Here is a 26,537-nt window from a genome sequence, read left to right on the forward strand (position 1 = left end):
TCGCTTTCAGAAGTTGAGGCCGTCGACGACCGGGACGACGAATGCGGTTCTCACGGCACTGTCGTGGGCGGTCGACGTCTGCCTGGCCGGACGCAATTCGAACTCGGGGATCTGCTGCATCTCCACCGGATCGGCGCGGCGCCCATGGGTCGCACGCAGATCTTCGTCGGACAGTCCGTCGGTGTACTGGGTCGTGACGGCCACGAGCCCGCAGCCGACGCGCACGCGGGTCACCGTCTCACCCGACACCGCGGAGAGCCCCTTGGTCGACGCCGTGTCACTGAAGATCGACCGGTCGAAGAACCCGATCCCGTCCGAGCTCGTGCCGATGCCGGCGACGAACTCGTCGACCCCGACCCGCCTTGGCGCTCCCTCGTCGAAGTACTCGACCGTCTCGAGCAGGCCGTGGGCGAGTTCTTCTCGAGTTCCCGTCAATTCGGCGAGTGCCCGCTGCCACAGCACGGCGGCACCGGTCGCGCGGATCTTGCCCTGATCGAAGCGAAGCGACCACTCGTCCAGCGCCGAACCGGAACCGGCACCGGGCTTCGCGGCCAGCAGCCCCGGGTCCCGGTCGATGTCGTGGCCCGCCGAGCCGAGCGCGGCACCTGCCGAACCGAGCACCGTGTCCCAGGGGTCGGTCAGCCAGCCGACCGTGAACAGGTCACGGCGCAACGCCTCGGCCACCCGCTCCACCTGCCCGGTGCTGGGCGTCCCGGACGCGATCGCGGTGTGCCGGGGCAACCCCCACCCCACGGTCCGGGACGTCGTCCGAGTCTGCTCACTGGCACCGAGCGGCTCGGCGAGGAACGCACCGAGCGCGCGGCTCCACGACAGGAACTGCCGGTAGGCCCCGGTGAGGTGCTCGATCTCCCGCAGTGCGACACGCAGATTGGCCCGATCCGCGGCATCGGCCCGCGCGGCAGCGTCACGCTCGACCAGCAGCCGTTCGAGAAATTGCTGGGTGCGCTGGCACACGATCGCCACCACCGCGGCCCACGCCAGCACGCACACGGCGATCGCCGGGCCGCCCCACCACCAGGAGATGATCTCGCGCCACGCGAACACTCCGGCGGCGACGGCGAGCAGGAGGAAGACGACGGTCGCGATGCGCACGCGACGGAACATGTGTGCCTGCTGCTCCGCGCAGGCCTCCGCGAGGTTCTGGCGCTGCTCCGCGTTGTCGAGGCGCTCGAGCAGCACCCGGGACTCGTTGACGGTCGCGTCGAGGCGGCTCGTCAGGATCGACCCGAACGACACCGCGAAACTGCGCTGCTTCCGGCTCCACCACACACCGAGGGCGGAACTCGTCCGCCGGGCGTCGAGTCCGATGGTCGGGTCCTGCTCCAATTCCCGCAGACGATCCCGGGTTTCGGTGACCCCCAGAATGTCCGCCGGTTCCACGGCGTGCAGGCTCAGCGTGGCCGACACCATTCCGGGAATGTCCGTGAACCGGTCGCCCGGGCCGGGAACCACGTCCGACGCCGTCCGCAGGATCGCCCGGTGAGCGCCCACCTGCACCGGCGGCAGACCGGCGGAACGCTCACTGGCGTCCGACAGGGTGAGGGCGGCGCGGGCGTAGTCGCGCCACAGCGCCGACAGGTCCGGGGTCACCGGTTGCGGGGTGGCGCCGGCCGCGTCGAGCATCGCGCCGATCTGCTTGGACGCCGCCTCGTAGTCGGTCCACGCGACCTTGTGCCCGTCCGCGTCGACACCGCCGACGACGACGCGGTAGGCACCCCGGGTGGATCCGAACAAGGTGGTCTGGGTTGCCGACGCCACCGACGCCGACGCCCGGTTGGCCACCCGCGCGACCCACTGGGCCGGCGCGTTCCGCAGCACCGCGAACAGGAAGGAGAAGAACATCCGCAGGGCCTGCACGAACCGGATGGTGCGCGGCTCGACCGCACCCGGTGCCTCCGCGCGTTCACCGCTGAGCAGGGCACTGTGCTTGCGCCACAACGCGCGAGCCATCGTCGACGTCGCCGCCGCGACGTCGTCGGCATACAGCACGTTGGTGCCCGCGTCGTGCGGTAACGGCATCAGCCCGCCGAAGTCGAGAAGCTCCGAGCGGAGGTCGTGCTCGGCGCGCGCGGTGTCCAGGCGCCGGTAGTAGGACCGGACCACGCGCAGCGCGTTGCCGGGGAGCACGGGTTCGTCGTCGAACGGGGCGTGCTGCGCGTCGTTCCACAGCCCGGTCACACCGGCGATCACCGGGGCGGCGTGCCGTCCGACGGCGAGGGGATCGGCCGTCGGCGCCAGCGATTCGTGTCCCATTCCCGGGCCGCGCGAGTCCTCGGGGGCGATGAGCAGGTTGTGCCAGCCGGCGAGCGTGGTGACGCCCCCGTCGTCGGCCCCGGGGCGGCGCACCAGCAGTCGCAGCCGGCTGGACCGCGCTCCGCCGGAATTGGACGTGAGCAGCTCGGAGACGAACCGCACCGACTCCGGATCGACCTGCGCGGTGCCGGCGACCAGCACGCAGATCCGCACCCGGTCGATGCGCCGCGACGCCAGCACGTCCTGCAGCACCACCGCCGTGTCGGTACCCGCCGTGGTTTCCACCGCGCGCAGGCGGGTGCTGTCGGCGAGCACCGCGGTGTCGTCGATCCACAGGAACGGCGACACCAGCCCGGCCGCGGACAGGTCTCGGAGCACGTCCCGCACACCCTGCGCCGGACCGTCCGCCGCCAGGAACACCGTCAACACGCTCATGTCAGAACTGACCGGCGTCGGGGAGGACGAGGGCGTGCGCCATCGCGGTCGGTGCGGCGGCGAGTACCGGAGCGTGGTTCGGCTGCTCCGGTCGCTCGGCACGGACCTTGCACTCCTCGACGAGGCCGATCAGTTCGCCCGTCGCCCAGTACACGTCCGGTGCGATGTCCCGGAAGATCGGTGTCTGCGAGGCATGCTCCCGCAACCCGACCACCGACAGTGCGCCACCGCCGGGCGCCCCGTCCTGCCCGGGCTCCATGTAGTGCTCGCCGATGAGGTCACGGATCCTGGACAGCCACGCGACGGCATTGCCGGCCCGCTCGGCGACGGAGAATTCCGGTCCGGTGTTGTCCACCTGCGACTGCCAGCCGGTGACCGGCACACCCGTGCGCAGCCAGTCGGTGAGCCGCGCCTTCGCCGACACCTCGTGGATGCCGCTGACCGGGTCTTCCGCGGACGAGTCGTAGACCGCGCGCAGCGCCCGGTAGGGCAGCATCGAATGCATGACCGGCGGCTCGTGCGACTGCGCCATCGCGAGCAACACCGATTCGAGCACCGCGGGAAGCCAGTCGTTGCTCACCGTGAACCGGGACGGCGGCGTGAGCAGCGGGTTCGGGAAGTCCACCCAGTCGCCGATGCCGGCGTCCCACACCCGGACCGGTTCGTCGTAGGGGGCAGCGGGCAACCGCACCTGCCCGATCGCCAGCCCGAGGAACCACCCGGCGGTCATCGCGCGGCGTTCGTCGCGGTGCATCGGCAGCGAGGCGGCCAGCGGACGCGACCGGCGCCACCTCCAGAACGACTCCTGCTGCGCCGGCGTCGAATCCGCCCACTGCTTGGCAGCGGGCCCGAGCACGGAGTCGTACGCCAGCGGGGAGTAGTTGGGGTACGAGCCGAAGATGTCGATGCGGGTGAGCCGGTCCTCGTCGGACAGCAGCCGCGCGAACTCGCCCTCCGTCTCGTGATCGATCATCGGGTCCTTCTGCAGTACCTGCGAGAGCGTGTCCGCGACCGGCAGGTTGAGGAACGGCACCGACGTGAACTTGTAGCGGTACTCCACCTGCTGTCCCGGGTGCAGCGCCTCGAGCGCCTGCTGGTTGACGCTGGCCAGCGGCCGCGCGAGCGAGAGCGCCTCGGTGAACTTGCGCTGCAGGCGGTCCCGCCGCTCCTCGATCGCATACGCGGGCACGGTGTGGTCCTCGATGTACTCGCGGAGCGACACCCGGCAGAACCGGTCGAACGATTCTCCGGTGCGGCCGACGAACTTCCGCGCCCGATCGAGCAATTCAACGGGACGGACGTGCACGTCGTAGCGCGCCGAGGACGGCACCAGGGCCTCACGGGTGTTCGGGTCGATCGGGAACGCCCGCGACCGCCAGGCCGCGGTGCGTTCGACGAGGGAGTGGTCCTCCCCCGGCGTCCGGGTGCCGTCGACCGTGGTCCACAGTCCGGTCACGACGCTCGCAACGGCCTGCTCGACCGCCGCGGCGAACGGCGGCGTCCCGGTCTCGGAGGCCGTCACCGCGAGCGGAAGGTCGCCGCGGTACTGATCCATGAAGTCCGCCGACGGAGTGAGCATTACCTCGTTGTTGGCTTCCGCGAACCGCTTCGGCACCCGATCGGCCTTGTCGGCGGGCCAGGCGCCGTACTGGTCCGTCGCCAGCCGGGCGAGCCCGACATCGCTGGCGGGCTTGTTACGGGCACGGCGCAGCGCGGTCTGCTCCTCGTTCAACGCGTCGAGCAGCGGCTGCAGGACCTCCGGCACCAGCGCGGCGATCACCTCGGCGACCTTGCCGGACAGCGACGCATAGAGCTGGCGGTACACGTTGTCACGGCAGTCGGCGACGATCCGATCGAGGATCTCCGCGTCACTCTCGATGCTGCCCTTGAGGTTGGTCAGCACCTGCGTCGCATCCGCGGTCTGCGCCGTGATGTCTTCCGGTCCGCGCCGCGACAGGTCCTCGGCACCCGTCCGCACGGAATCCTTGCAATACGTGAGCAGACGGCTGACCAGTGCGGTGGCGTACGGGAGACCGAGCTGGGCGATCGACCTGCCGACCGTCCCCTCGATCCGGTCCACCAGGCCCTTGTGCCACATGTACGCGTGCGCGACCGCGTGCTGCTCGGCCGAACTCGTCAGCGCCTGCCTGCGTCGTCCCAGCGCCTGCCGGATCTCCGGAACCCACTGCCCCGCCACCAGACCGGAACCCGACGGAAGATGCCCGCGCAGTTCGAGTTCCACCGTCTGCCCGGCCATCCGGGTGGCGTCGGCGGACGGCAGCACCACGGACGTGAGCCAGGCGCCCACCCCCATCTGCGCGCCCCGCGCGTCGGCGTGCGCGATCGGGAGTCCCATCGCCGCGAGCAGGCTGTTCCACTGACCGTCGAGAATCGAGTTGACCTGATCCTCGTCCGACACCGGGCTGCCCGGCGAACGGTGGCCGTCGAGGAGCCGGTCGACGGCACTGCGAGCCAGCCGCTGCGCCGAGTACTCGGCGTAACGGTCGCGGCCCATGCTCAGGCTCGAGAAGCCGTAGGTTCCCCACGGCAGGTTGTCCCACTGACCGCCCCACCCGATGTTCTCCCGCTGGCCCGGCAATCCCGCACCGTTGGTGAGGTCGTACTGCACGAACTGACGGGTGGCCGCGCCGCTCATCATCATCCCGGCGAGGCCGCGAGCCAGTCCGCGGTAGATCGCCTTCTGGGATCCGTCGCCGAACGGTGCACCCTCCACACCGACCTTGCGGCCCACCGGGAACACCCGCGCGAACGGAACCTTCTCGCCCGCGCCGTGCTGCTGGCCGAGTGCCCGCAGGATCTCCACGTCGTGTTCGCGCGCCGACCCGAGCTGGCTGGCGACGATCTCACCGAGCATCGCCAGCGCGTTGGCGCGGACACCGGTGGTCGCGCTCTTGCCGAGTCCGTCGAAGATGTCGGGCGCCACCATGAACACGCCCATCAGCCGCGGGTCGAGTCCCGGGATGAGCGTGAGCAGGCGGCACACGTCGAGGGCCATGGACGCACCGGCGCCGCCGGCCATCGACGACACCACGAGCACGATCGGCGACTCCCCCTGCTCGAAGGACCCGCCGCCGGGCACGTTGAGCGAAGACATCTGGCTGGCCGTCTCCACCGTCGACAGCTGATCCCACGCACGCTGCAGGGTGTCGCGGATGCCGCCGGCCTTGCTCAGCGTGATCATGCGGCCGAGTGAGCGGTACTGGCCCGCACCCGATCCGATCGGCACCGTCACCGACGACGGGTCGCGCGGCGCCCACGTGGCGATCTCGTCGAGGCTCTGCTTCGCGGTGAGCTGGTTGGTCAGCGCGTTGTCCAGCACCGCGTACGAGTCACCCTGCGGGCCGCTGCCGAAGTAGAAACCGCCCTGATCGCGAACGTTGTCGAGGCCGTCCGGCCCCGCCTCGGGAGCCGTCGGCACGTCGATGCTGACGAACTGCCACCCGCCGGGGATCCGGTCGACGCCCACGGCAGCGAGATCCGAGCGCAACTGATCCATCATGTACGCGAGGGTGACAGCGCCGGAACCACCGCAACCGACTACGAGAAACCGCCTCATTACGGTCCTTTCACAGAAGAGAGAGCTTGAAGTCGAGAACGATCCGGGTCAGGAGCCGGGTGGCCGGAACGGATCGAACGGGTCGCCGGCGGACGAGCGGGCCGGGGCACCCGCGCCGCTCTGTCCCGTACCGCCGAACGTCGGGGCCGCGTCCCAGGAGGGTGCCGCACCGAACGTCGGGGCGGGAGCACCGAAGGGGTCCGACGACGGTGGTGCACTCGGTGGCGTCGCGGACGGGGTCGCGCCGGGGTGCGCGGCCCTCAGGTCGGCCACCCGGCCCGGCACCTTGCGCACCAGGTCGGCGACCAGTCGGCGGTTGCTGTCGTCCGTCGCGTCGGCGCCGACGAGCAGCAGCACGGTCGCCAGGTTCGCCGGCCCGTCCGGATCGTGCAGCACCACCCAGTTGTTGTGGATGGCCAGCGGAAGTCGCGCACCACCCGTGCGCCGGTCGACCGACGATTCGGCTCCGGACGCCGCGACGAGGCCGGGTTGCTGTGCGACGACGTACCCGGGCCCGAACGGCGACAGACCGATCCGCGTACGCAACTCCACACCCTCGACGTCCAGGCTGCGCGCGGGTTTGTTCAGGCCGCGCACGAGCTGACTCAGGTCGCTCTCCCGGATGCCGAACTCGGCACCGTCCCGCAGAACCTGCCCGCCCTCGATCGTGACACCGACGCGCATCGCCTTGAGGGTCTTCGCCGGGATGCGGGCGGTCCACCACTTGACCCCGTAGAGCAGGAGCGGCGGCACAGCAACGCTGAACAGGAGCACCAGGACGAACACGAGCCAGAACCGCCCGCTGTTGAGCGGCTTCTGCAGCTCGGCGGAGAACGCGACGTTGATCGGCAGCGCGCGGTCGGGCTCACCAGGAGGGGACATCATCAGCGGAATCGACCCGTTGAGGGAGCCGTTGCCCGCGGCCGGAACGGACAGGTCGACGGGAAGACTCGCCTGCTGGCCCTCACCGATCTCGAGGCAGTTCGTGGCGGACGGCGCCGACCCGGCGGAGACACCGACGTCACCGACGCCGTCGGGCACGGAATCGAGCGCGATCGGTGCGGCCCCGTCGAACCACACGCAACCGGGACCGGTGATCGGGATGCTCGCAGCGAACTGCCCCGCGCCCTCGACGGTGCCGAAATCGACCGTCGACGAGACGACGGGGTAGCCGATCGGCGGCGACACCGTGAGCGGGACATCGACGAACTGCGGCGTCAACGCCGTGCCCGGGGCGATGACGTCACCGGACGCGGACCGGGCGTCCGCCGTCGTCACATCGAGCGTGAGCCGCAGCGTCGCCGCTCCCGGCGGAACCTGGGTGAAATCGAGTTCGACGGGATCGCCGATGTGCTCCTTGGCAATCCGCTCGACCAACGGATGATCGACGTTCCCCGCGTCGGTCAGCGACACCGACAGGGCAGCACTACCCAACAGGTCGGAGGGGTCGATCTCGTTCCGGTCGGAGTCGACGATGCCCAGACGGATGGCGGACGTCTTCTCGCCGCTGTGGACGGCCGACGTGTCCATGCCGAGCCAGGCCGGGAACAGGTTGCCCGAAATGTGGATGTTCGTCTTCGAGCGGGCCAGCGGGCTGGAGCCGTCCGGGTCGACGAACACGAGGGCCCACATGCCCTGCCACTGGGCGGAATCGTCGGACTTGGTCATCGTGAAGCTGACCGATCGGGGCGACATCCACCGGTACGCCACCTGGGCGCCGTCCAGTGTTGCGGTGGTGGGGGCACCGCCACGGTCGAGTGGGAGTTGCGCCCCGCTCGGAGCGACCAGGGTCGGGATCAGTCCCTCCGCGTCGGCCGAGCCGAGCACGGTGACCGAGCTGATCGAGTCGTCGAGCACGAAGCGGTGCTGCGCCTCGTCGCACACACTCACGACACAGACACCGGTCTCGCCCTCGATCGGCGCCTGACCGGGTGTGCTGAACGCGTCGAACGCGAACAACAGGTCGTCGATGTTCTGGGCAAGGTAGAAGTCGCCGGGCGACGATGACGTGGCCTTTCCGCACGCCCCGTCGCCGCCGGTGGCGATCGACCGCATCAGGTCGAAGTCGCTGGGCTGTGCGGTGCCCGCGGCGAGCCCCACCGCGAACGTGACGATTCCCGACGAGCGCAGCTGATCGGCGATGCCGGCGGGGCGACAGATCGATTCCCGGGCGGCCGCGACCACCTGTTGAACGCCCTGATCGCTGCCGAGGGAAACTCCCGGCGAGTAGGGCTTCTCGGCATCACGGACGGTGAAGTCGAGTTTTCCGTCGGAGAACCACGCCACCGCCTGGCAGCGGTTGGCCTCCGATTGGCCGTCGCGTTCCGCGAGCGTGCGGCGGGCACCGTCGAGCGCGTTCCAGTAGTCGGTGTCGATGCCGTCCGTGCGCGTGCGGAACCTCTCGACCTCACCCTGCAGGGCGGGCAGCGAACCGTTGTCGAGTCGGGTCCACGGTGCGTGGACGGTGAAGTCGTCGGAGAATCCGGCGATCGCCACGTTGAGTTCCACACCCGCTGATCCACCGAACGTGTTGAGTTGCTCGAGCAGGTAGTTGGCGGCGGACACGCGCGCCGCGTCGGGGTCGGAACCCTGGAGGCTGCCGGACTGATCGACCATGAGCAGCAGGTCGCCCTGTTGCTGCGCGGCCAGGCATCCACCGAAATCGCCGACCGCAGCGGTCGTCGGGGCGGCGGATGCCGTCGGGATCGCCAGCAGCAGCGGTACGAGCATCATCGCCGCGAGGACAGCTACCTTCTTCACAGTCGACCCGCCCATTCCGCAATGTGCCACGCGCTCGCCACGATTCCCGCCAACGCAAGGACAGCGACCACCCAATATCCCCGCTCAGCCCCCTTCGACCGTAAGTACACCGGCATCGCCCGCTGAGCCGTGTCGAGCACGGTGAACCGGGCGAGCAGTGCGAACGCGACCGGACCGGCGAGCACCCACGCGACGACGACAACGGCGGTGATCGAACCGAGGGCGATCGCGACAACCAGCCCTGCTACCGCCACAAATCCGGCCAGCACAAGCAAGATGACCGGCGGCTCGCCCCGCGCGATCGTGACGCGTGGCCGCGGACTCGGCGCCGCAGCAAAGGGCTCCGCCGCCGCGGTCGGAGCGAACGTGGTGGGCTGAGATCCGAAGGGGTCGGCGGAGGTCGAACCGAACTGGCCTGCAGCCGGCCACGGCGAGGGTGCGTCGGTGGACGGGCGATCACGAGAGGTCTCGTAATCGCTGAAGTCGAAGGGATTGGTCATCGAGGCACGAATTTCTCTCGCGGTAGGGCGCAGACGCACGGGGAATCAGGTGTGGTGATCGAACATTCCATCGCGACATTGCGACGAGCGTTACACGAGTGATGATGAAACAATAAGCGGCACAGTGAGTCACAGATACCGCGGCCGTCAGCGTCACCCAGCAGGCGGCACCGCGGCCACAACAGAATCGGCGGCGTCGACCACGCGCGCCCGTCCCCCTCATTTCTTTGAACGTCGAACTATGCTGCCGAAATTACACCCCGCCTCCGACACGTTTCCCGATCAACGCGTCGGAGGGGCCGAGATTCATTCAAGCGAATGACAACACCCCCGCTCCTCGGCCCAGCCGCCCGCCTCAGAGCACGTTAGTTGAAACTAATACCAGACAAACCCGGCGTCACACATATCCGCGCCAACCACGGTGATGTAGCTAATAAATTGCGCGCCAACAAAACCGGATCAATACACCGTTCAACCGACACGACCGTGCGAAATAGGGACTTTCGCCCCTAGCCTCTGCCGGTGTCAGTGCATTACGAGTTGCGGGACGCCTCAGCAGTTGTTCGGCTCACTGATCTTCACAACCGACAGCACAGCGTCTCCTTCGCCGATCAATTCACCGGGCGACGGCTGCTGACCCACGACAACCCAGTTCGAGTCGAGCACCTGCTTCCGTCCCGCACCGGTCGCGTCGGCACTGCGCGAGAAGAAGACCCCCGCCGCCTGGATCGTGTTCTGTGCCGTCTGCAGGTTCATGCAGACCACAGCGGGCATCGGCACCAACGTGGGGGTGGTCACGGTCGGCGCCACAGGCGCAGGCTGCACCGGAGCCACAGGCGCCACCGCGACCGGAGTGGTCACGGGCACCGTCGTCGTCGGGCGTGTCGTCGTGGTTGTCGTGGTCGTGGTCGTGGCCACCGATGCCGTCGTCGAGGACTCACCCGAGCCGCAGGCGACAAGGCCGGCGGCCACAACGACGACTCCCACACCCCCGACGATCGAGGAGAACACCGACCGTCGCACCCCGAGCCCCCGGGTTCCCGTCTTCGTGCTGACCTTGGTGGACTGAACATCGATCGACACAGCAGTGCCCTTTCGGAAATGCGGGCGGCCTGCCCGGAAACTCTCGCCCGCGGGTGGTCGCAGGCGGAAAATGTGAATGCGGTCGCGCCAGCTGTATTCGTCAACCCCCGACGGCGCGATGGGTGAAACTATTACCAGACGGCATGGACGCCCACATAATTCGGGCGTGTCGCCGACACAGCTGCACCTTGTCATCGCGCAAACCGGACCGAGAAGGCCTCGGAAGCTACCTGATCGGCGACCACGGAAGCTCCGTCCGCACCGGTCGATTGCAGATTTTCCGCGGTTGACGTAACGGTGCGGCTTGTCAGGACGACTGAGTCAGCGGCACGACCGACCGGTAGACGCGAAGAGGGGCGGATTCAGGATGTGGCGCGAGTCTGTAACCGGAATAGCAGATCTGATGAGGTCGGACTTGCTATCGAGCGAGCTCGAGCCGGCACCCGTCAACACGACCCAGTGGGCGAACAAGGGAGTGCGAATCTCATCGGACCGCTTTGACCGGGACGAACTGTTCCAACTCGCCGAGATCGCCCGCACGACCGGCGACGATCAGAAACTACTTCAACTGTTCTGGGACATACTCGCGTGGGGTGTGATGGGCAACTTCCGCAACGCCGGGCGGATTGTCGACTTCGCCGCGACCGACGATGGGCGAACCCGACTCCTCACAGCGCTCCGAACAGGTGCTACCGCCAGCCATGCCGGAAAGATCGAGGATGCATATCGAGCGTTCGTCGACTACAAGGTCCCCAGGCTGGGTCCCGCCTTCTTCAGTAAGGTCCTGTTCTTCGCCGGTGATCGTACTTCACCTGAGCCGCGGTGCTTGATATTCGATTCGCGGGTGGAGTCGGCGCTGCCGACAGTGACCGGCACGTCCTACTCGCTCGTGAACAGGCCCGTCACGACATATGCCCGGTACTGTCGCGATATGTACGCCTGGTCCCAGGAGTTTGGGGTCACGCCGGAGGCGATAGAGGCGCGCCTCTATCAGCTCGGAAAGGCTACGGAAAATAGCCGACGAGCCTGGTTGAGCGCAGAAGTGTCGCTCTACCGGGAAGGACGAGTACCCGTCACCTTCGACGCGATCCTCACGCGAGTGATCCGCGATCATCGGAGGACAGTCCCTGCCGATGAAGTGCCTGGTCAAGGCAAGAGCTAGGGAGAACCGCCCACTCAGAGCACGACCGGACCCGAAATTGCTGAGAAACTCGTCCCGCCCAGTTCGTCGCACCTGGCGAGCACCTTCAATACTGCCGGTCGGTCAAGGGCAACAAGATTCACGCACTCAACCGTTGACGCCGAACTGATTTCGTCATTCTTCCTCAAAATCTCCCTTCGACGTTTCGTAGCAGCAGCCGACGCCGTTCTCCGCGAGCAACTTGAGAAGGTCCTCTGCGGGTCGCTCCGGCAACAGCACGGAAATGTCGGGTCGATCGTCGAAGCCCCGTCGGTAGTCCAGCAGTTGGCCGAGCGCCATGCGCACAGCCTCGCGCGATGCCGATGCTTTGGCCTCGTATAGACGATTCCTGGTGGCGTCGTGGATGTCTACGAAGAGTGGTACCAGTCCTCCTTCCGGCTGGATTCGGTATCCCTGAACAGTGCGACCCAACGTCTCGAGGTGGGCCGCGAATCGATCTACCAACTCCGCTTCAAGCTTTACCGCTTGTGTTGACGTGAAACTTGCGACGTTGTACGACGTGACCCGATGCCGCTCGAGTGGGCAAGGGCCGGAGACGCGGTAGCGTGCGCGATCTGCGTTTCCCCCGAGCCATGGGTTCCCATCCCGATCGGCCAAACGCGCCACGTGACTGGCCCAGGCCAATTCCAAGGTTTCGTCAGACGGCGCGTAGACGGCTCGACCCGAGTTCTGTATCGGGAACTTGAACTCTGTGAGTAGCTTCTTCATGTCCTCGTAGGGGAGTCTGTCAGCAGGATCCAGTAGTAGGTCCCACTCAACTTGGATGTACGGGGCAAACTTCTTCCGATCAGCCCAATGCTCGGCCCACAAGACTTCACTTGAAAGAATCTCCCCACTGCCGATCATTCCGTTGGCGGCTCCGGTCTTGTGTAGGAAGACCCGGTCACCGGCTTGGGGGTCACCATGTCCCTGGCCGAAACTCCATCTGATAGGTACTCGATAGCCTTGCGCGGTCAGACGCACATCCTCGGCGAACTCGTCAGGGTCGTATCCTTCGTCAGATCCGTTCCATAGAAGAATGAATGTCTTCACCGACGTGCTCGTCATCCGTGTCTCCCTTTCATAGTGCGGTGCCTTCATTGTGCAGGCGCGCAGGAGAGATCGCTCGTGGTTGGAGTGTCGGTCCCCCACGGCATGATGACGCCGTGACCGAGCACAGCGACCTTCAGCGAACCTTCATCGTCGAAGGACGCCCGTGGAAGGACGCTGTGATCGCGTACCTCGAACCGAGGTCGCCCTATCGCCCGTGGTTCATCGGCGAACACATTCGCAAGGGCGACGTGCTCATCACCGTTCTCGACACCGATCCGCGCACTGTCCTGTGCATGGAGGTCGCGGGTCCGTCGTCACTCGACGCGATCGGGGTCACAGAGTCTTGGACGCTCGCCACACTTCCGTCTGTCGCTGCCTTCGAGGCGTGTGCAGGCGTCGCTGTTCCCACCGCCGCAGGTCGAGTCGACGACGACGTCGCCGGCCGATTGACTACTCCGTTTTTCAAATGTTCGGCGAACTTCGACGACCCGTTCACCCCACAGGGCGAGACATCACACACCACCGCCGCCGCGGCACGTGTGCTGCTGAAGTCGGCCGGCAAGTGCACCGCCTGCGGAGAGACGATCGACTTGCGTGGCGGTGCCGCGCGGGAGAGAGTACACATCCACACGGCCGAGAATGGCGTCGACCAGTGGAATTATTACGGTCCGGCGCATGACTGGCCGGCTGTGTTGTGCTGCAGGTGCCAGACTGAGATGACCGAGGGCGGATTTTCCACCTTCCTCGACTACCGCTTCTCCTTCCATCCGAGCTGTCCACGATGCGGCGCATCGCAGACTAGGTCCGCGTCGATCGGCATGCCGAATCCGGGCGAGCCGGTACCGCCGTGGACAGTTCCGTTGGGATGCATCGTCACTGATCCAGTGCCTGAATGGATCTGCGGCGGGTGCGGGTATCGCTGGGCGACGTGACGCGAGTCAGATCCCCATGCGTTTGGCCAACTCTGCTCCCCCGACTCTGCGGATGAAGTTCGGATCCCCGCACACCACGAGCTGATCGCGCGCCCGCGACAAGCCGACATACAGCCGCTCCCGCGAACGCTCCTGCACCACCTTCTCATTGAGCGCCAGCACGACGGCACGCCGTTCGAGTCCCTTGAATCCCAGGACGTGCCCGTAGAACACCTGCTCGGTATCCCAGAAGCTGTCCCAGTACGCCGCGTTGCCCTCCGTCTGCCGGCTCACCTGCTCCGGGTGGCGGCTGCCCGTGGCAAGCAATGCCAGATCCTCCGGACGCCAACCCTCGTCCATCAACGAATCGATCTGGTCGTCGGCAACCGTCAGCGCGTCCTCTGCCGCACAGGGCACGAAGAGCACCTCGGGGCCCTCCCCGCCGAGTAGGCGCATCCGTTGCCCGACCAGCGGTGTGAACGAGTCTGCGATCTGGCGGGTGTTCCGCAGGTTGTGATCGAGCACCAACGGGACCAACTGAATCGGCGGAACGCCCTGCCTGTCGAATACTCGCTGCCCCTCATCACTGAATACGTAGATTGCGCCTTCTTCGTCGTCACGCAGCGCTGCCAGCAGCGGACCCCACCAGTCGTCGGCAAAATCCTGCGCCTCGTCCACGACCACCGCGTCGAACCGGTCGCGCAACGGAAGTTCCGACGCCAACTCCGCCATGTGGCGCGGTAGATCGTGTTCCCAGAACTGCACGGTGTCGGTGTTGCGGATGCTCTCGTCCGGGCCCTCGGGCGCTCCCCACAGTTGCCCCAGCGCGTGGAACTCGCCCACGTACGCGGGACGCTCCTTGTAGGACCAGGTGGCGGTCAACCGCTCGAGATACGACGCCAACCCGTGCGAGTAGCAGATGAGTGCGACGCGCCGCCCCTGCTTCGCCAACCGCCGCGCCTTCTCGACCGCGAGGAATGTCTTGCCGCTTCCGGCGCCGCCCCGCACCTCGACCCGGTGCAACAGCCGGATCGCGTCGAGTATCACGGACTGCTGGGCGGTGAGTGCATCGGCCGCGTCTTCGTTCGCGATCGCCCTCGCCACCACGTCGCGTTGCGGCAGTCCGCGTCCGGAGAGGACGGTAGTGAGCTGATCGACCCCGTCGTCGGGCAGCGCCGGGCGGTCCAGTTGCTGGCCGGACAGCACCTTCTGCAGCCGCGACACGACGTCGTCCAGGTCGCTGCGGTCGATCACCTTCCACCGTGGGCATTCCGGCAGTCCGAAGTCGTCGGCGAGTTCGGTGTTGGGGAAGACCACCACGTGGTCCCAACGCAGCCGCCCGTGACTCCAGCGCGGGTCGGCTTCCACATAGCTGCGCAGGGCATACAGCGCGTCACGTGCTTGCCGAACCGGGTGAATCACCGTCGGCCCTTTTCGCTGCTCCTGGTACCAATCGCTGCCGTCGTGCCAGATCTGCCCGCCCTTCACCTCCAGGCAGACGATCCCGTACCCCTCGAGCGCCACCACGAAATCGATCTCGTGGTCCTTGAGTCGGTCGGTGACCCGCTGGTTTGCCACCACCAGGTCACCATCACCGAGCTGACACAACAGCGCATTCCACACCGATTCCTCGGAACCATTCACCAGGCGCGGATTCTCGGGGATGCGGATCACCATGCGGATACTTTCGCACGGACGGTTCAGTTCAGCTCTGCGATCCCGGCTGAAGTCCGCGGTGAGTAGTAGTTTTGCGGTGTGGACACTTCGTGGCAGGACCCCAGTGCCGTCTCGTCGATGCTCGACGATTGGGAGACGTGGGCGATCGTCGGGCTCTCCGGCAATCCCGACCGAACGGCGTACCGCATTGCGGAGTTGCTGCAGCGCCGAGGAAAACGAATCGTCCCCATCCATCCCACCGCACCGACCGTGCTCGGCGAGCAGGGGTACGCCACACTCGCGGACGTCCCGTTCCCGATCGACGTCGTCGACGTCTTCCGACAGTCCGAGGCCGCCGGCGAGTTCGCGGACCAGGCCGTCGCGGTGGGCGCGAAAGGCGTCTGGTTCCAATTGGGCGTCATCGACGAGGCCGCTTTCCAGCGGACGACCGCACAGGGCGTCGCGATGGTGATGGACACCTGCCCGGCGATCGAGTGGAGTGCGCGGGAATCAGCGTGACCGTGGCCGGGCTGACGTCCGACCACGTGACTACGGCTACTCTGGACCGAAATCGTGCAAATCGGACAACGGTCTGACGCGCTCCGTCAATCGGAAGGTTCCCACCTGTGGCTATCGACTACACCCGACGCCCCTCCACTCCTGCTGCACCGCAGGGCGGAGTCAACCTGAGCAAGGTGACGCTGTCGAAGGCCGCGCCGTCGGTCAGCCTCACGAAGTCCGGTGAGCGACAGGGTGCGATGCGGGTCAATCTCAACTGGTCGACGGGCGCGACTCCGCAGCCGAAGAAGGCCGGTTTCTTCGCGAAACTTGCGGCCGCCGCGGGCGGCAGCAACGGCATCGACCTGGACCTCGGCTGTCTCTACGAACTTGCCGACGGATCGAAGGGTGTCGTCCAGGCACTCGGCAACAGCTTCGGATCGCTGCAGACTGCGCCATTCATCCAGCTCGACGCCGACGACCGCACCGGCACCGTGACCGGCGGCGAGAACATGCACATCAACCTCGACCGACCGGAAATGTTCAAGCGCATCCTCATCTTCGCGATGATCTACGATGGCGCACCCAACTGGGCAGCCGTGGACGGCGTCGTCACCCTCTACCCCACCAGCGGCCCCGAGGTGGAGGTGCGCCTGGACTCGGCCAACAGCTCCGCTCGCATCTGCGCCATCGCGATGCTGCAGAACACCGGACAGGGCATCACCGTGACCCGCGAAGTGAAGTACGTCGAAGGCAGCCAGGCCGATCTCGACAAGACCTACAACTGGGGCATGAAATGGGCCGCCGGCCGCAAGTAGTAGATTCCGTGGCGGCAGACCTGGCGCCTCAGGCCGTCGGCCCACACCAGAACTCCTCACCAGGCCATGCGGCGTCCACCCGCAGTCGGCACCAGAGTTGGGCATCGAATATACTCCTCGCGACCTTGCGGAGCCGGATCGAGGGGATCCAGATAGCGTGAGATGAGGGGATACTTCGGGGGGATACATCGTGAAAGTCGATCCAGCAGAACTGCGAGTGCTCGCTTCATCTATGTATGACGTAGGTGAAACGATCGATGACATCGAGGTCCGTGGCTCGATCAACACGGTGGGTGACTTCATGCCGGGCTGCGATGTCCCTGCTGCACTCGACGAGGCCGGCGAGTTCATCGAAGGCGCATATCTGCGAATGGCGCAGCGAGCGAGGCGAATCGCGGCTGTCGCGACAGGTAACGCGCACGGGTTCGACGTTTCGGAGGACGACTTTCGATCGCGACTGAACGCAATCGGAGCTCTCCCCTGATGCCGACGCGCAGCGAGATCGAACGATGGAAGCCGGCCGCGCTCCTCGATGTCGCCGCTGGCCTGCGCGTCGGGGACGCCGACTACGCAAGCCAGCTCGATCGAATGCGTTCCGGGATCCAGAATGCGGGAAGTCACTGGCACGGCGAATCGTACGATGCGGCATACGACCGGATCGGAACCGACTGCGATATCGGTGCACGGACATCGCGCGAGATCGTGGAGCTCATCGATGTGCTCGATCAAGGTGCGAACAATCTTGTTTCTCATCTGACTGTCGTCAGCTCCAGAACGGCTGAGGCCGAGGCCGACCATTGCACTGTGGGCGATGACTGGTCCGTTGCCGGCGATGCCGTTAAGGCTGAGCAACATTCGTCCGCCATCGCTGCCGCGTTGCGGGAGCTCATGGTGGTCGCGGATGACACCGCGAGAAAGATTCGCGACGCCGCCGTCGAGATCCGGGCCTGCGGAAATCAACTACCTGAGGGGCTCGATCCCTCGGGCGCAGAACATGTTGTCGGCCCGCAGGAAGCCCGCGATCAAGTTTCAGCTGAAGCGTTCAATGACATGTTCGGGCGATACCCGCTCTCGCCAAGTGACTGGCAAACCGCCACCGTGCTGAATCCGAACAGCTACACAGAGAAGTACCAAGGGGTGCAGCCGGAAATCAAAATTGTGCACATCGATCCGGTACCGGGCCAGGGGGTCGTTCGGACGAGTAGCTTCATCGAGCAATACTCGGTGTTCAACCGGCCGTACTACGACCTGGGAGATAATCGACCGAACAATCCCGACTTCGATCCCGAAAACAGCAGAGTAACCACATATGTCGACTATGAGAACGGCATCGTCGTCATGCGGCAGAACCCGTCGGTCGATACCAACGGTGAAGTGAAGGTTGGGTCTCCGGACGCCGAGGTGTGGCAGGCGGACGACGGATCAGTGCGCCTGAAGTACGAAGCAGCGAACCCCTTCCATCCGAAAGTCGGACCATTCGAAGCACCCGGCGATGCAATGCCCACTGTGCACGGCGATGTGGTGATTACGCCAGGGCAAGGGCAGCCTGGGATGCCCGGATCCACTGGTGTGACGGTGAATGGAACGCGCGCCGACTACCCGTCTTTCGAGGTGTACCAAGACGATCCCACTGGCACCACGCACACGGTAGCTGTTGATCCCGCTGCCTCGGGTCAACCATGGGGTCCGGCGCTCAACCTCTGGACTGACCATGACGTCGGCAGCGGCGAACGTGCACTGGAACAGTTTCAGCACGTTCAGGAATGGGCTGGGCGCATTCCGCCCACCGTGTCCGATCTTCCCGGCACAACCCTGGGCAGCACCGACAATCCACCGCGCGTGAAGTGACCAGGAGACAGGTCGAATGTTGATGAATGAGCTGAGAAGGGCTGCGACAACCGGCCCCGGCTACTGGAGAGCCGCAACTCTGGGCACTCCGGCGTGGCTCGCGTTAATCGTCGCGGGATTCTTTGTGGTCGCTCCAGTGGTGGATGCTCACTTCCCCGGCAACCACGCCGACGTTTCTGTCGAGTTCGCCGCCGTCGGGGCCGAAGCCGTCATCAGCATTCTGATTGCAGCCGCGCTGTTTACGAGCAGATCGGCGACCAAGCGCGGGTTCGCGTTGGGAATTGTCACTGCTGCGTTAGTGGGATTGGAGTTCGCGGCAATCCACTTCGCGATCAATATCGATGCGAAGTATGCGGTGGCTCCGTGACCGAGAAAGCTGACACCTGGTTCGGTGCCGCCACCTACCTTTCCATGGCGATTACCGTCGTGCTCGTTGTCATCGGAATCGTGAATCCGTCGACTGATTCGGGCACCCCGGCCTGGGCATGGGTCGCTCTCATGCTCGCCCTTGTCACAATGGTTGCGTTCTTCATTGTCGGACAGATCTATCGGCGCATCGCGTGTGGAGTGCTCATCGGGTTGTTGACGCCGCTCTGCGCGTTGCTGGCGGTTCCGATCACGGCAGGCATAGGTCACGTGGTTGGCGCAGTGGCCGGATAGCGACCGGTGGCGGACCCGCCGCATACGTCCCGCTCGAATATCACGCACCTGCGGGCTACCGTCGTGACTATGTTCAGTACCGAGATCGAGGTTCGCACCGGCGCTGAGCCGGTGGTGTACGACCTGACCCGCGAGATCGAGAAGTTCCTCGCGTCGGCCGGCGCCGGCGATGGGCTGCTGCATGTCTGGGTGCCGCACGCCACGGCGGGACTCGTCGTCATCGAGACCGGAGCCGGGAGCGACGACGACCTGCTGCGCGCGATCGACGACGTGCTTCCGCGCGACGACCGGTGGCACCACCGCCACGGCAGCCACGGACACGGCCGCGACCACGTGCTGCCGGCATTCCTGCCGCCGTACGCGTCCGTTCCTGTCTTCGACGGCGCGCTCGCGACGGGCACCTGGCAGTCCGTCTGCCTCGTCGACACCAATGTCGACAACCCGGTGCGGCACGTCCGGTTCAGCTTCCTCGCCGCTTGAGTCAGCACCGGCGGGACGCGTCATATCACGCGCGCGCGAGTCCCCTTGCCGAGGAATAGATCTCGGGGAGGCTCGCCGTCTCGTCGCTGGATGACCGATCCACCCACGTCTCCAACGCCGCCCGGAGGATGGCGACCGACACGTCGACGGCCAGTCGAATCTGCAAGTCGGAGCAGTCGAATGTCGTCGACACCACGTCGACCAGGACCGCGGTCCGTCGCACACTCTCGCGCGCCAGCACAGCACGCAAAGCCGGTTCCTTCTTGATGAGCCTGTTCACCCGCAGCAATCGCCGGCAGGGTGTCGACGAACTGTCCGCGTACGTCACCAATGCGTCCGCGAAGGACGTCTCCAACGCGAGCCTCGGAGAGACGGTCGCGTCGAGTTGGTCGAGCCGTGATGCCACGACCGCCTCGAACGCCCAGTGGTCCCGGAGCGCGGCCTCTTCCTTCGTGGCGAAGTATCGAAAGAACGTGCGCTGAGACACTCCCGCCGCTTGCGCGATTTCCCCGACGGTTGTGGCCTCGACACCCTTGCTCTCAAACAGTGTGAGGGCAGTCTCACTGATCTCCACGTTCGTCTGCTCACGTCGCCGCTCCCGCAGCCCCAAAGGGCCAACAGGCAGGTCAGACGGTACGGGGAACACTTCGAGTCTGGTCATCAACGGCCTTCGTTATCGGTAGGAGAACCCCACGGGTCGATCGTTCACATCCGGGCATCCGTTGTCAACATGGCAGCGTGTGTCATAATGTATGCGAAGGGTAGGTAATCAATGAATCTCAATATCGGTGATATTTTCCTGTACCCGCACCACGGGTCGGTGACCGTCACAAAGCTCACGACCCGGATGTTCAAAGATCTACCCACCGATTACGTGCAGTTCGAAGTCGCTCAGACCGGGCTGTCCATCGAGATCCCCGTCGCGAAAGCCGAGGCCATCGGCGTTCGGAACGCGATCAACAACGATGAAGTCGGTCGAGTCTTCGACATCCTGCGCGGGCCGACGGTCGACGACCCGTCCAACTGGTCTCGCCGGTTCAAGGCCAATCAGGAAAAACTGACCGTGGGCGGAATTTTCACGGTGAGCGAAGTCATCCGCGATCTGATGACCCGTTCACAGGAAAAGCCCCTGTCGGCGGGCGAGAAGCGGCAGCTCGAGCACGCGATGCAGCTCGTCATTTCCGAACTCGTCCTCGCAATGAAGTCCGACCCGGACGAGACTCGGCGCCGCATCGAAGCTATCTACGAGTCCGCCGACTCCACCGCGGCGGTCGCCGCAGTCTGACGACACGAGAATCGGCGGCAGCCCGGACGAGACTTCCGGACTGCCGCCGATGTCGTCGAGTCGACTTGCGACCTACCACATCTCCAGCACAGATCCTGAGATCAGCTGCTACCGAACAGATTTCCGAGCGAGCCGGTTCCCGAGCCCTGCCCGTAGGTGATGATGACGGTGGGTGCCGCGTCCGCCGCAGCGGCGGCGAAGGTCCCGCCCGGCGCGTAGGACGAGCCACCACCACCTCCGCCACCGCCGTAGTTGTCGGCGCCGCCACCGCCCCCGAACCAGCCGCCGCCACCGCCGCCGCTCGCGCCTGCAGCGACGCCTCCGATTCCGGCTTCACCCGGCGAACCGTGCGGGTCACTGCCACCGTTGCCTCCGACGCCACCCGCGACCCCGGTCGCACCGCCGCCGCCTCCTCCGCCGCCGCCCGCTTGGCCGTCGGGTCCACTCGGGGTCAGGTTCCCTGCGCCACCGATGTACGTGTCGCCCGCACCGCCGCCGCCTGCCGCGACGATCTGGCGATCCGTCAGCTCACCTGAGCCGGTGCGAACGTCGGACGCCCCGCCTCCCCCGCCGGCACCGGCACCACCGGCTCCGCCGCCGTTGTATCCGGCCTGCCCGGTGCCGTCACCGCCGTTCCCGCCGACCTGGATGTACAGCGCGTCACCGGCGGCGACCGTCAGCCGCCCGGTTGCGACAGCCGCGGCGCCGCCGAGGTTCTGACCACCGTTTCCACCACGTCCGCCCGTTGCCGTCACCGCCAGGCTGGTAATGCCTTCGGGGACCGTGAACGACTGCGCACTGCCGGTGAACGTGAACGTGCAGGTCACCTGCGTGCCCGCGCCTTGCACGCACCCGACAGGCAGCGCGGCCGGCGCGGCAATCGCCAGGCTGGGGGCGAGCAGCCCCGAGGCGCCGACTACAGCGAGTCCACACATTCCGGTCGTGTACCACCGGCGGCGTGATCGAACGAGGTTTGTGGTCAAAGCAGTCTCCTGTCGCAACGCGAGCACGTGAAAGCTGGTCCGAGTGGAGCATTCCACAGCGTCCGGCTCCGAGCGGGTCTTCCGATCTCGGAGCCGACAACTCCGCCGAAAACCCCAGTTCACAGCATGTGCCGTACCGCTAATCGGGACCCGCGGTATCGCAATCCGCGTCGAAAGGTCAGTATGAAGGTAAGTAGAACTAATTTGTTCACCTAGGCAACGAGGTATGCACATGAGCGACGCGGCGCCCATCGGTGACGGGATCTTCCAGATTCCGGTCCCGATTACCGACAATCCCCTTGGTCACACACTCGTGTACGCGATGGAATCCCCCGGCGGGCTGATCCTCGTCGACGCCGGCTGGGACGACGACAACGCGTGGGCAGGCCTCACCTCCGGACTCGAGGCCATCGGGCACTCGGTGAAGGACGTGGAAGGCGTCGTCCTCACTCACTTCCACCCCGACCACACAGGTCTGTGTGGTCGCGTCCGGGAGGCCTCCGGGGCGTGGATCGCGATGCACGAATCCGACCACGAGATGTTCGAGCACATGTCGACCGGTCACGGCCCGGAGTGGCTGGAGTACCAGAAGGCCAACATGACGCGCGCCGGCGCGGCCCCGGCGGACCTCGAGGCGTTCGAGAAGTCCGCGGCGGGGAAGCCGCCGACGGGTCCCGATTCGGCCCCCGACCGTGTCCTCGTCGACGACGAACTCATTGCGCTCACCGGTCGCGGCCTGCGCGCCGTCTATACCCCGGGCCACACCCCGGGCCACATCTGCTTCTATCTGGAAGACGCCGACGTGATGTTCACCGGCGACCACGTCCTGCAGAAGACGACGCCGCACGTCGGCAACTTCGTCTACCCGCTCGAGGAACGCGACGCCCTCGCCGAGTTCATGGACTCGCTGCGCCGCGTCCAGACAATGAACATCACTCGCGGTCTCGGCGCGCACGGCATCCCCATCGACGACGTCGCGGGCCGCGCCGGCGAACTGATCGAGCACCACGAAGAGCGACTCGACCACCTGTACAAGGCTTTCGGCGACGACCAGATCACCGTGTGGCAGGTCGCCGAGCGCATGAAGTGGTACAAGCCGTGGGCCGACATCTCCCCCATGGGCAAGGGCATGGCGCTGTCCGAGGCAGCGGCTCACCTTCGGCACCTCGTCGCCCGCGACCTCGTCGCCCAGGTCCCCGACAGCAAACCCGCCGTCTTCGCCCGCCGCTGACACGTGAGCGGCAAAGCGTCCTCGGGCACGCTTTGCCGCTCACGTAGGGGGGGACCGGCTACATCTGACGTGCAAACTCTGGATGCGCCTGTGCCACAACGACCGCTGCCCCATCAGCGTTCAGCCTGGCACCCGTGAACCGAGTTGCACGCCGGTTCAGTTTTACCGCTGGCGTGCCGCCCTCGATCGATCGAATTCTGTTCCACAAGATGTATGTTCCTGAGGAATCAGGACGATGCGAGAGTCAGCGCCCGTTCAGGGCACACCGCGACCGCCTCCTCGGCTGCCGCGATGTGCTCCTCGAGTACGAGCTCGTCACGGAGGATCACCGGATACCCGGCATCGTCACAGTCTACGACCTCAGGGGAACGGCTGTAACACATACCGTGCCCGGCGCACACCGAGCGATCCACGAGCAGTCGACGCGTGTCGTGCTGCGATTCCGAGTCGTGCGCAGCCATTGACGTCACTCTTCGCCGGTGACCATGGGCGGCGGATTGTTCCCATCCTCCGGGAACATCATCGCCACACGAGACAACGTCCCACCGTCCGTCGTCGGAAGCGTCACACCCGAGATGTACGCCGAATCATCCGACACCAGGAACAACGCAGCACGTGCGTTATCCTTCAGCGACGGCGGTCGATTGAGCTTGAGCGGAATCGGCGACACTGTCGGATCCCACGGACCTGACACCTCCTCGTACGACCGACCCACTACTGGCGAACCCGCCGGAGCCAGGAAGTTCGGCGACATTCCGTGCGTCGGCGCGATCGCATTGACACGGATTCCATACTTCCCCAGATCCAAGCTCAGACCCCGAACCATTCCGTTTACACCGGCTTTCGTCGCCGAGTAGGCCGCGATGCTGTGGTACGCCGCGAACGACGCCGCCGACGACGTCGCAAGGATCACACCACCACCAGCGGCCCGCAGCGCCGGCACCGCAGCCTTCGCGGTGTAGAACACGCCCGACAAGTTCACACCGATGACGTCCTGCCAGTCAGCGTCGGAGAGATCCTGGAACTCGACCTGCTCACCACCCGCGACCGATGGCACACCACCACGCGAGACGATGCCCGCATTGGCCCACGCGATATCGAGCTTGCCGAACGCTGCCACCGTCGCCGCCACCGCATCGATCACCTGCTGTTCCACCCGCACATCCGCAGCGACCGCGATCGCCGAACCGCCCTGCTTCTCGACCAGCTCGACCGTGCCCTTCGCACGCTCCGGATCGATGTCGACCACTGCGACCTTCGCGCCCTCCGACGCGAACAACTGCGACGCCTCACGCCCCAGCCCGGACCCGGCACCGGTGATCAGCGCGACTTTACCTTCGAGTTTCATGGAGTCTCCTTAGATCGAATGGCCGAAGATGAATGAAGAATGTTGTGTGACAGCGGCTTCCATTCGGAACCCAACTGCCATGTGCGCGAGATTTCGGACATACGTTTCGTTCTGTGTGAATGAGCCGTAACCTGTCACGCGTGGCAATTCGATTCTCGGCGAGCGATATTCGACCGAAGAATCACTCATCGATGAAGACCGTTGCCGCGCGTGACAACCTGGCTAGTACGCGATGAAAAGGATCTCATCCCGCGAATACTCCATTCCCGGATGCGATTCGGTCAGATGCGCCTGGGTCTTGACCACCAGATCGTCTTCGTCACTGCCGACGATCGATGAGCCACACGGGCAGGTCAATCTCGTCTTCATTCTCATAGTTGTCGCCGTTCTGTGCCTTCCTGGACTCAACGTGAATTCTTCTTGCCGTCAACCTTGATCGTCCTGCCGGTGATGCAGTTCGACCAGGGAAAATCGTGGACCGAGTTGTGGTCAGGCCGGTTCCGCGGCCTTCTCAACGGCCACGGGCGCCTCGATCGGGGCCCGCGTCGTCCGAGGGACCAACGCCACCAGCACCGCGGCGGCTGCTCCGGCGATTGCGAAGGCGTAGTACGCCCAGTTCGCTCCCAGGGCGGAGCCCATGATCAGGCCCGTGAGAATAGGGCCGACGATGCCGCCCAAGCGGCCGAGACCCACCGCAAGCCCGAGCGCCGTGCCACGCGCCACTGCCGGGTAGAAGACACCGACGAATCCGTACACAGCAGTCGTGGACGACGCGCAGAATCCGATCAAAAGGACCAACCCGAACACCAGCGCCTGCGCCGGCTGCAGAGTCAGTGCGGCCACAGCGACGGCACCACCGATGAAGCTCACCGAAATCACCGGGCGCGAACCCAGTCGATCCGCCAGACCCGTGATGACGACCATGCCGATCCCGCTGCCGAGATTGAATGCGAGCAGGAAGGCCAGCGCGGACCCGAGATCGTAGCCGGAGGACCGCAACATCTGCGGAATCCAAGTGTTCATCCCATACGAGACGAGGAGGCCGAAGAAGGTGATCAGCGGGAACATGATCGTCGCGATCCGGTTACCGGGTGCGAACAGGACCTTCAGTCCCGATTTCGCTTCGGTATCTACGCGTCGCGATTGGTCCAGGGCCATACCCGATTCGGCACCGGAATCGATCGCGTAACGCTCGGCCAGCGCGCGCGCCTCCTCGTGCCGGCCCTTGCTCGTGAAGAACGCAATCGATTCGGGCAAGTGCCGGAATGCAATCACAAACAGGACGACGCCGAGGATCCCACCCGCCGCGAACATCACTTTCCATCCGAAGGCTGGAATCAAGAAAATCCCCGCAATGGAGACCAGAACACCTCCGATCGGGAAACCGGTCTGGATGACACCGTTGTAAAACTGTCGCCGATCGACCTTGACGTATTCCTGCGTGAGCGCGATCAGGGTGGGGAGTGCACCTCCGAAGCCGAGACCTGCAATCAGCCGGAAGAGACCGAACGACTCTAGATTCGGTGCAATGGCACATAATCCGGTGAACAGGCTGAAGCTCGCAATGCAGGCTAGCACGACGGGCCGCCGACCGATGCGATCCGTGATGTAGCCGGCGAGCATCGCTCCGGCCATCATTCCGAACAGGGACAGGCTTCCGATCAGCCCCGCCGATGCGGTGGTGATCCCCCACTGTTCGCTTTCCAGCAACGTCGGAAGAACCGCGCCGAACATGATGAGGTCGACACCATCGAGGATCGTGATTGCCAAGCAGGTGAGTACCACGGAGCGGGTGCCCGAGACGGCCCTCTCCGTCCCCGGGCCGGACAGCTTCGACATGTTAGTTCCTTCAGGTTTGGGTTATCTGGGTCCGATGGTCAGAAACGTGCAGTGTCGGTGTGCGTATCGGTAATCGAGACAAAACTATTGGGGTGCACATTCGTCGGACCGTCGAGGA

Annotated in this window: 24 protein-coding genes; 12 read left to right on the forward strand and 12 right to left on the reverse strand. The window is 65.7% G+C overall.

Translation table 11 applies throughout. The features are described from left to right. Positions 1-6 precede the first annotated feature (6 nt). The 5 genes from I1A62_RS15050 to I1A62_RS15070 form a co-directional block, all read right to left on the reverse strand. Positions 7-2,709: a magnesium transporter gene (locus I1A62_RS15050; protein WP_219459025.1), complete on the reverse strand. Its 2,703-nt coding sequence runs from the start codon at positions 2,707-2,709 to the stop codon at positions 7-9. Between the two features lies 1 nt (position 2,710). Then, positions 2,711-6,286: a tubulin-like doman-containing protein gene (locus I1A62_RS15055; RefSeq protein ID WP_219459026.1), complete on the reverse strand. Its 3,576-nt coding sequence runs from the start codon at positions 6,284-6,286 to the stop codon at positions 2,711-2,713. Between the two features lie 48 nt (positions 6,287-6,334). Continuing rightward, positions 6,335-9,046 (reverse strand): vWA domain-containing protein, encoded by a 2,712-nt coding sequence (locus I1A62_RS15060; RefSeq protein ID WP_219459027.1) that lies wholly within the window; start codon positions 9,044-9,046, stop codon positions 6,335-6,337. Continuing rightward, positions 9,043-9,546, reverse strand: a complete 504-nt coding sequence (locus I1A62_RS15065) for a hypothetical protein (RefSeq protein ID WP_257890806.1) — start codon at positions 9,544-9,546, stop codon at positions 9,043-9,045. Before I1A62_RS15065 ends, I1A62_RS15060 begins: the two co-directional genes overlap by 4 nt. 552 nt (positions 9,547-10,098) lie before the next feature. Continuing rightward, a complete protein-coding gene (locus I1A62_RS15070) occupies positions 10,099-10,302 on the reverse strand; it encodes a calcium-binding protein (protein ID WP_219459028.1) in 204 nt (67 codons plus the stop codon). Between I1A62_RS15070 and I1A62_RS15075 the strand changes: the two genes are divergently transcribed. Together I1A62_RS15075 and I1A62_RS15080 are read left to right on the forward strand one after the other, a co-directional pair. Then, positions 10,301-10,615 (forward strand): hypothetical protein, encoded by a 315-nt coding sequence (locus I1A62_RS15075; RefSeq protein WP_219459029.1) that lies wholly within the window; start codon positions 10,301-10,303, stop codon positions 10,613-10,615. The genes I1A62_RS15070 and I1A62_RS15075 overlap by 2 nt on opposite strands. Before the next feature lie 381 nt (positions 10,616-10,996). After that, on the forward strand, positions 10,997-11,791 hold the full coding sequence (locus I1A62_RS15080; protein WP_219459030.1) for a hypothetical protein: 795 nt from the start codon (positions 10,997-10,999) through the stop codon (positions 11,789-11,791). 153 nt (positions 11,792-11,944) lie between these two features. Here I1A62_RS15080 and I1A62_RS15085 read toward each other — a convergent pair whose 3' ends face one another. Then, positions 11,945-12,877 (reverse strand): hypothetical protein, encoded by a 933-nt coding sequence (locus I1A62_RS15085; protein ID WP_219459031.1) that lies wholly within the window; start codon positions 12,875-12,877, stop codon positions 11,945-11,947. Between the two features lie 161 nt (positions 12,878-13,038). Between I1A62_RS15085 and I1A62_RS46355 the strand changes: the two genes are divergently transcribed. Next, the gene (locus tag I1A62_RS46355) at positions 13,039-13,794 is read left to right on the forward strand and encodes a hypothetical protein (RefSeq protein WP_257890807.1); all 756 of its coding nucleotides are present in this window, start codon (positions 13,039-13,041) and stop codon (positions 13,792-13,794) included. Between the two features lie 6 nt (positions 13,795-13,800). Here I1A62_RS46355 and I1A62_RS15095 read toward each other — a convergent pair whose 3' ends face one another. After that, positions 13,801-15,450 (reverse strand): NERD domain-containing protein, encoded by a 1,650-nt coding sequence (locus I1A62_RS15095; protein WP_219459032.1) that lies wholly within the window; start codon positions 15,448-15,450, stop codon positions 13,801-13,803. Between the two features lie 78 nt (positions 15,451-15,528). Here I1A62_RS15095 and I1A62_RS15100 point away from each other — a divergent pair, with 78 nt between their 5' ends. The 7 genes from I1A62_RS15100 to I1A62_RS15130 all read left to right on the forward strand — a co-directional run bounded on the left by I1A62_RS15100 (position 15,529) and on the right by I1A62_RS15130 (position 19,733). Then, the gene (locus I1A62_RS15100) at positions 15,529-15,948 is read left to right on the forward strand and encodes a CoA-binding protein (protein WP_219459033.1); all 420 of its coding nucleotides are present in this window, start codon (positions 15,529-15,531) and stop codon (positions 15,946-15,948) included. Between the two features lie 107 nt (positions 15,949-16,055). Then, the gene (locus I1A62_RS15105) at positions 16,056-16,745 is read left to right on the forward strand and encodes a tellurium resistance protein (protein WP_219459034.1); all 690 of its coding nucleotides are present in this window, start codon (positions 16,056-16,058) and stop codon (positions 16,743-16,745) included. 190 nt (positions 16,746-16,935) lie between these two features. Next, positions 16,936-17,229 carry a hypothetical protein gene (locus I1A62_RS15110; protein WP_257890808.1) on the forward strand — a complete coding sequence of 98 codons (294 nt, stop codon included), beginning with the start codon at positions 16,936-16,938 and terminating at the stop codon, positions 17,227-17,229. Further along, a complete protein-coding gene (locus tag I1A62_RS15115; RefSeq protein WP_124389651.1) occupies positions 17,229-18,593 on the forward strand; it encodes a hypothetical protein in 1,365 nt (454 codons plus the stop codon). The genes I1A62_RS15110 and I1A62_RS15115 overlap by 1 nt, the downstream gene beginning before the upstream one ends. Before the next feature lie 16 nt (positions 18,594-18,609). Beyond that, a complete protein-coding gene (locus I1A62_RS15120; RefSeq protein ID WP_225857896.1) occupies positions 18,610-18,960 on the forward strand; it encodes a hypothetical protein in 351 nt (116 codons plus the stop codon). Next, positions 18,957-19,253, forward strand: coding sequence for a hypothetical protein (locus I1A62_RS15125; protein WP_124389652.1), 297 nt, complete (start codon positions 18,957-18,959; stop codon positions 19,251-19,253). Before I1A62_RS15120 ends, I1A62_RS15125 begins: the two co-directional genes overlap by 4 nt. 69 nt (positions 19,254-19,322) lie before the next feature. Beyond that, positions 19,323-19,733, forward strand: coding sequence for a secondary thiamine-phosphate synthase enzyme YjbQ (locus I1A62_RS15130; RefSeq protein ID WP_124389653.1), 411 nt, complete (start codon positions 19,323-19,325; stop codon positions 19,731-19,733). A 25-nt stretch (positions 19,734-19,758) separates the two neighbouring features. Here I1A62_RS15130 and I1A62_RS15135 read toward each other — a convergent pair whose 3' ends face one another. Then, a complete protein-coding gene (locus tag I1A62_RS15135; protein ID WP_219459035.1) occupies positions 19,759-20,394 on the reverse strand; it encodes a TetR family transcriptional regulator in 636 nt (211 codons plus the stop codon). Positions 20,395-20,553: 159 nt separating this feature from the next. Here I1A62_RS15135 and I1A62_RS15140 point away from each other — a divergent pair, with 159 nt between their 5' ends. Further along, a complete protein-coding gene (locus tag I1A62_RS15140) occupies positions 20,554-21,018 on the forward strand; it encodes a CarD family transcriptional regulator (RefSeq protein ID WP_241032480.1) in 465 nt (154 codons plus the stop codon). A gap of 101 nt (positions 21,019-21,119) precedes the next feature. Here the strand turns inward: I1A62_RS15140 and I1A62_RS15145 are convergent, their stop codons facing one another. After that, positions 21,120-22,001 carry a glycine-rich protein gene (locus I1A62_RS15145; RefSeq protein ID WP_124389656.1) on the reverse strand — a complete coding sequence of 294 codons (882 nt, stop codon included), beginning with the start codon at positions 21,999-22,001 and terminating at the stop codon, positions 21,120-21,122. Positions 22,002-22,233: 232 nt separating this feature from the next. Between I1A62_RS15145 and I1A62_RS15150 the strand changes: the two genes are divergently transcribed. After that, a complete protein-coding gene (locus I1A62_RS15150) occupies positions 22,234-23,232 on the forward strand; it encodes an MBL fold metallo-hydrolase (RefSeq protein WP_219459036.1) in 999 nt (332 codons plus the stop codon). Positions 23,233-23,459: 227 nt separating this feature from the next. Here the strand turns inward: I1A62_RS15150 and I1A62_RS15155 are convergent, their stop codons facing one another. The 3 genes from I1A62_RS15155 to I1A62_RS15170 all read right to left on the reverse strand — a co-directional run bounded on the left by I1A62_RS15155 (position 23,460) and on the right by I1A62_RS15170 (position 26,419). After that, positions 23,460-23,693 carry a ferredoxin gene (locus I1A62_RS15155; protein ID WP_124389658.1) on the reverse strand — a complete coding sequence of 78 codons (234 nt, stop codon included), beginning with the start codon at positions 23,691-23,693 and terminating at the stop codon, positions 23,460-23,462. A gap of 5 nt (positions 23,694-23,698) precedes the next feature. Beyond that, complete coding sequence (locus tag I1A62_RS15160; protein WP_124389659.1) at positions 23,699-24,580, reverse strand: SDR family NAD(P)-dependent oxidoreductase; 882 nt, start codon at positions 24,578-24,580, stop codon at positions 23,699-23,701. Between the two features lie 489 nt (positions 24,581-25,069). Next, complete coding sequence (locus tag I1A62_RS15170) at positions 25,070-26,419, reverse strand: MFS transporter (protein ID WP_124389661.1); 1,350 nt, start codon at positions 26,417-26,419, stop codon at positions 25,070-25,072. Positions 26,420-26,537 lie beyond the last annotated feature (118 nt).

This window comes from Rhodococcus sp. USK10 (genome assembly GCF_019378875.1).
GTDB lineage: Bacteria > Actinomycetota > Actinomycetes > Mycobacteriales > Mycobacteriaceae > Rhodococcus_F > Rhodococcus_F pseudokoreensis.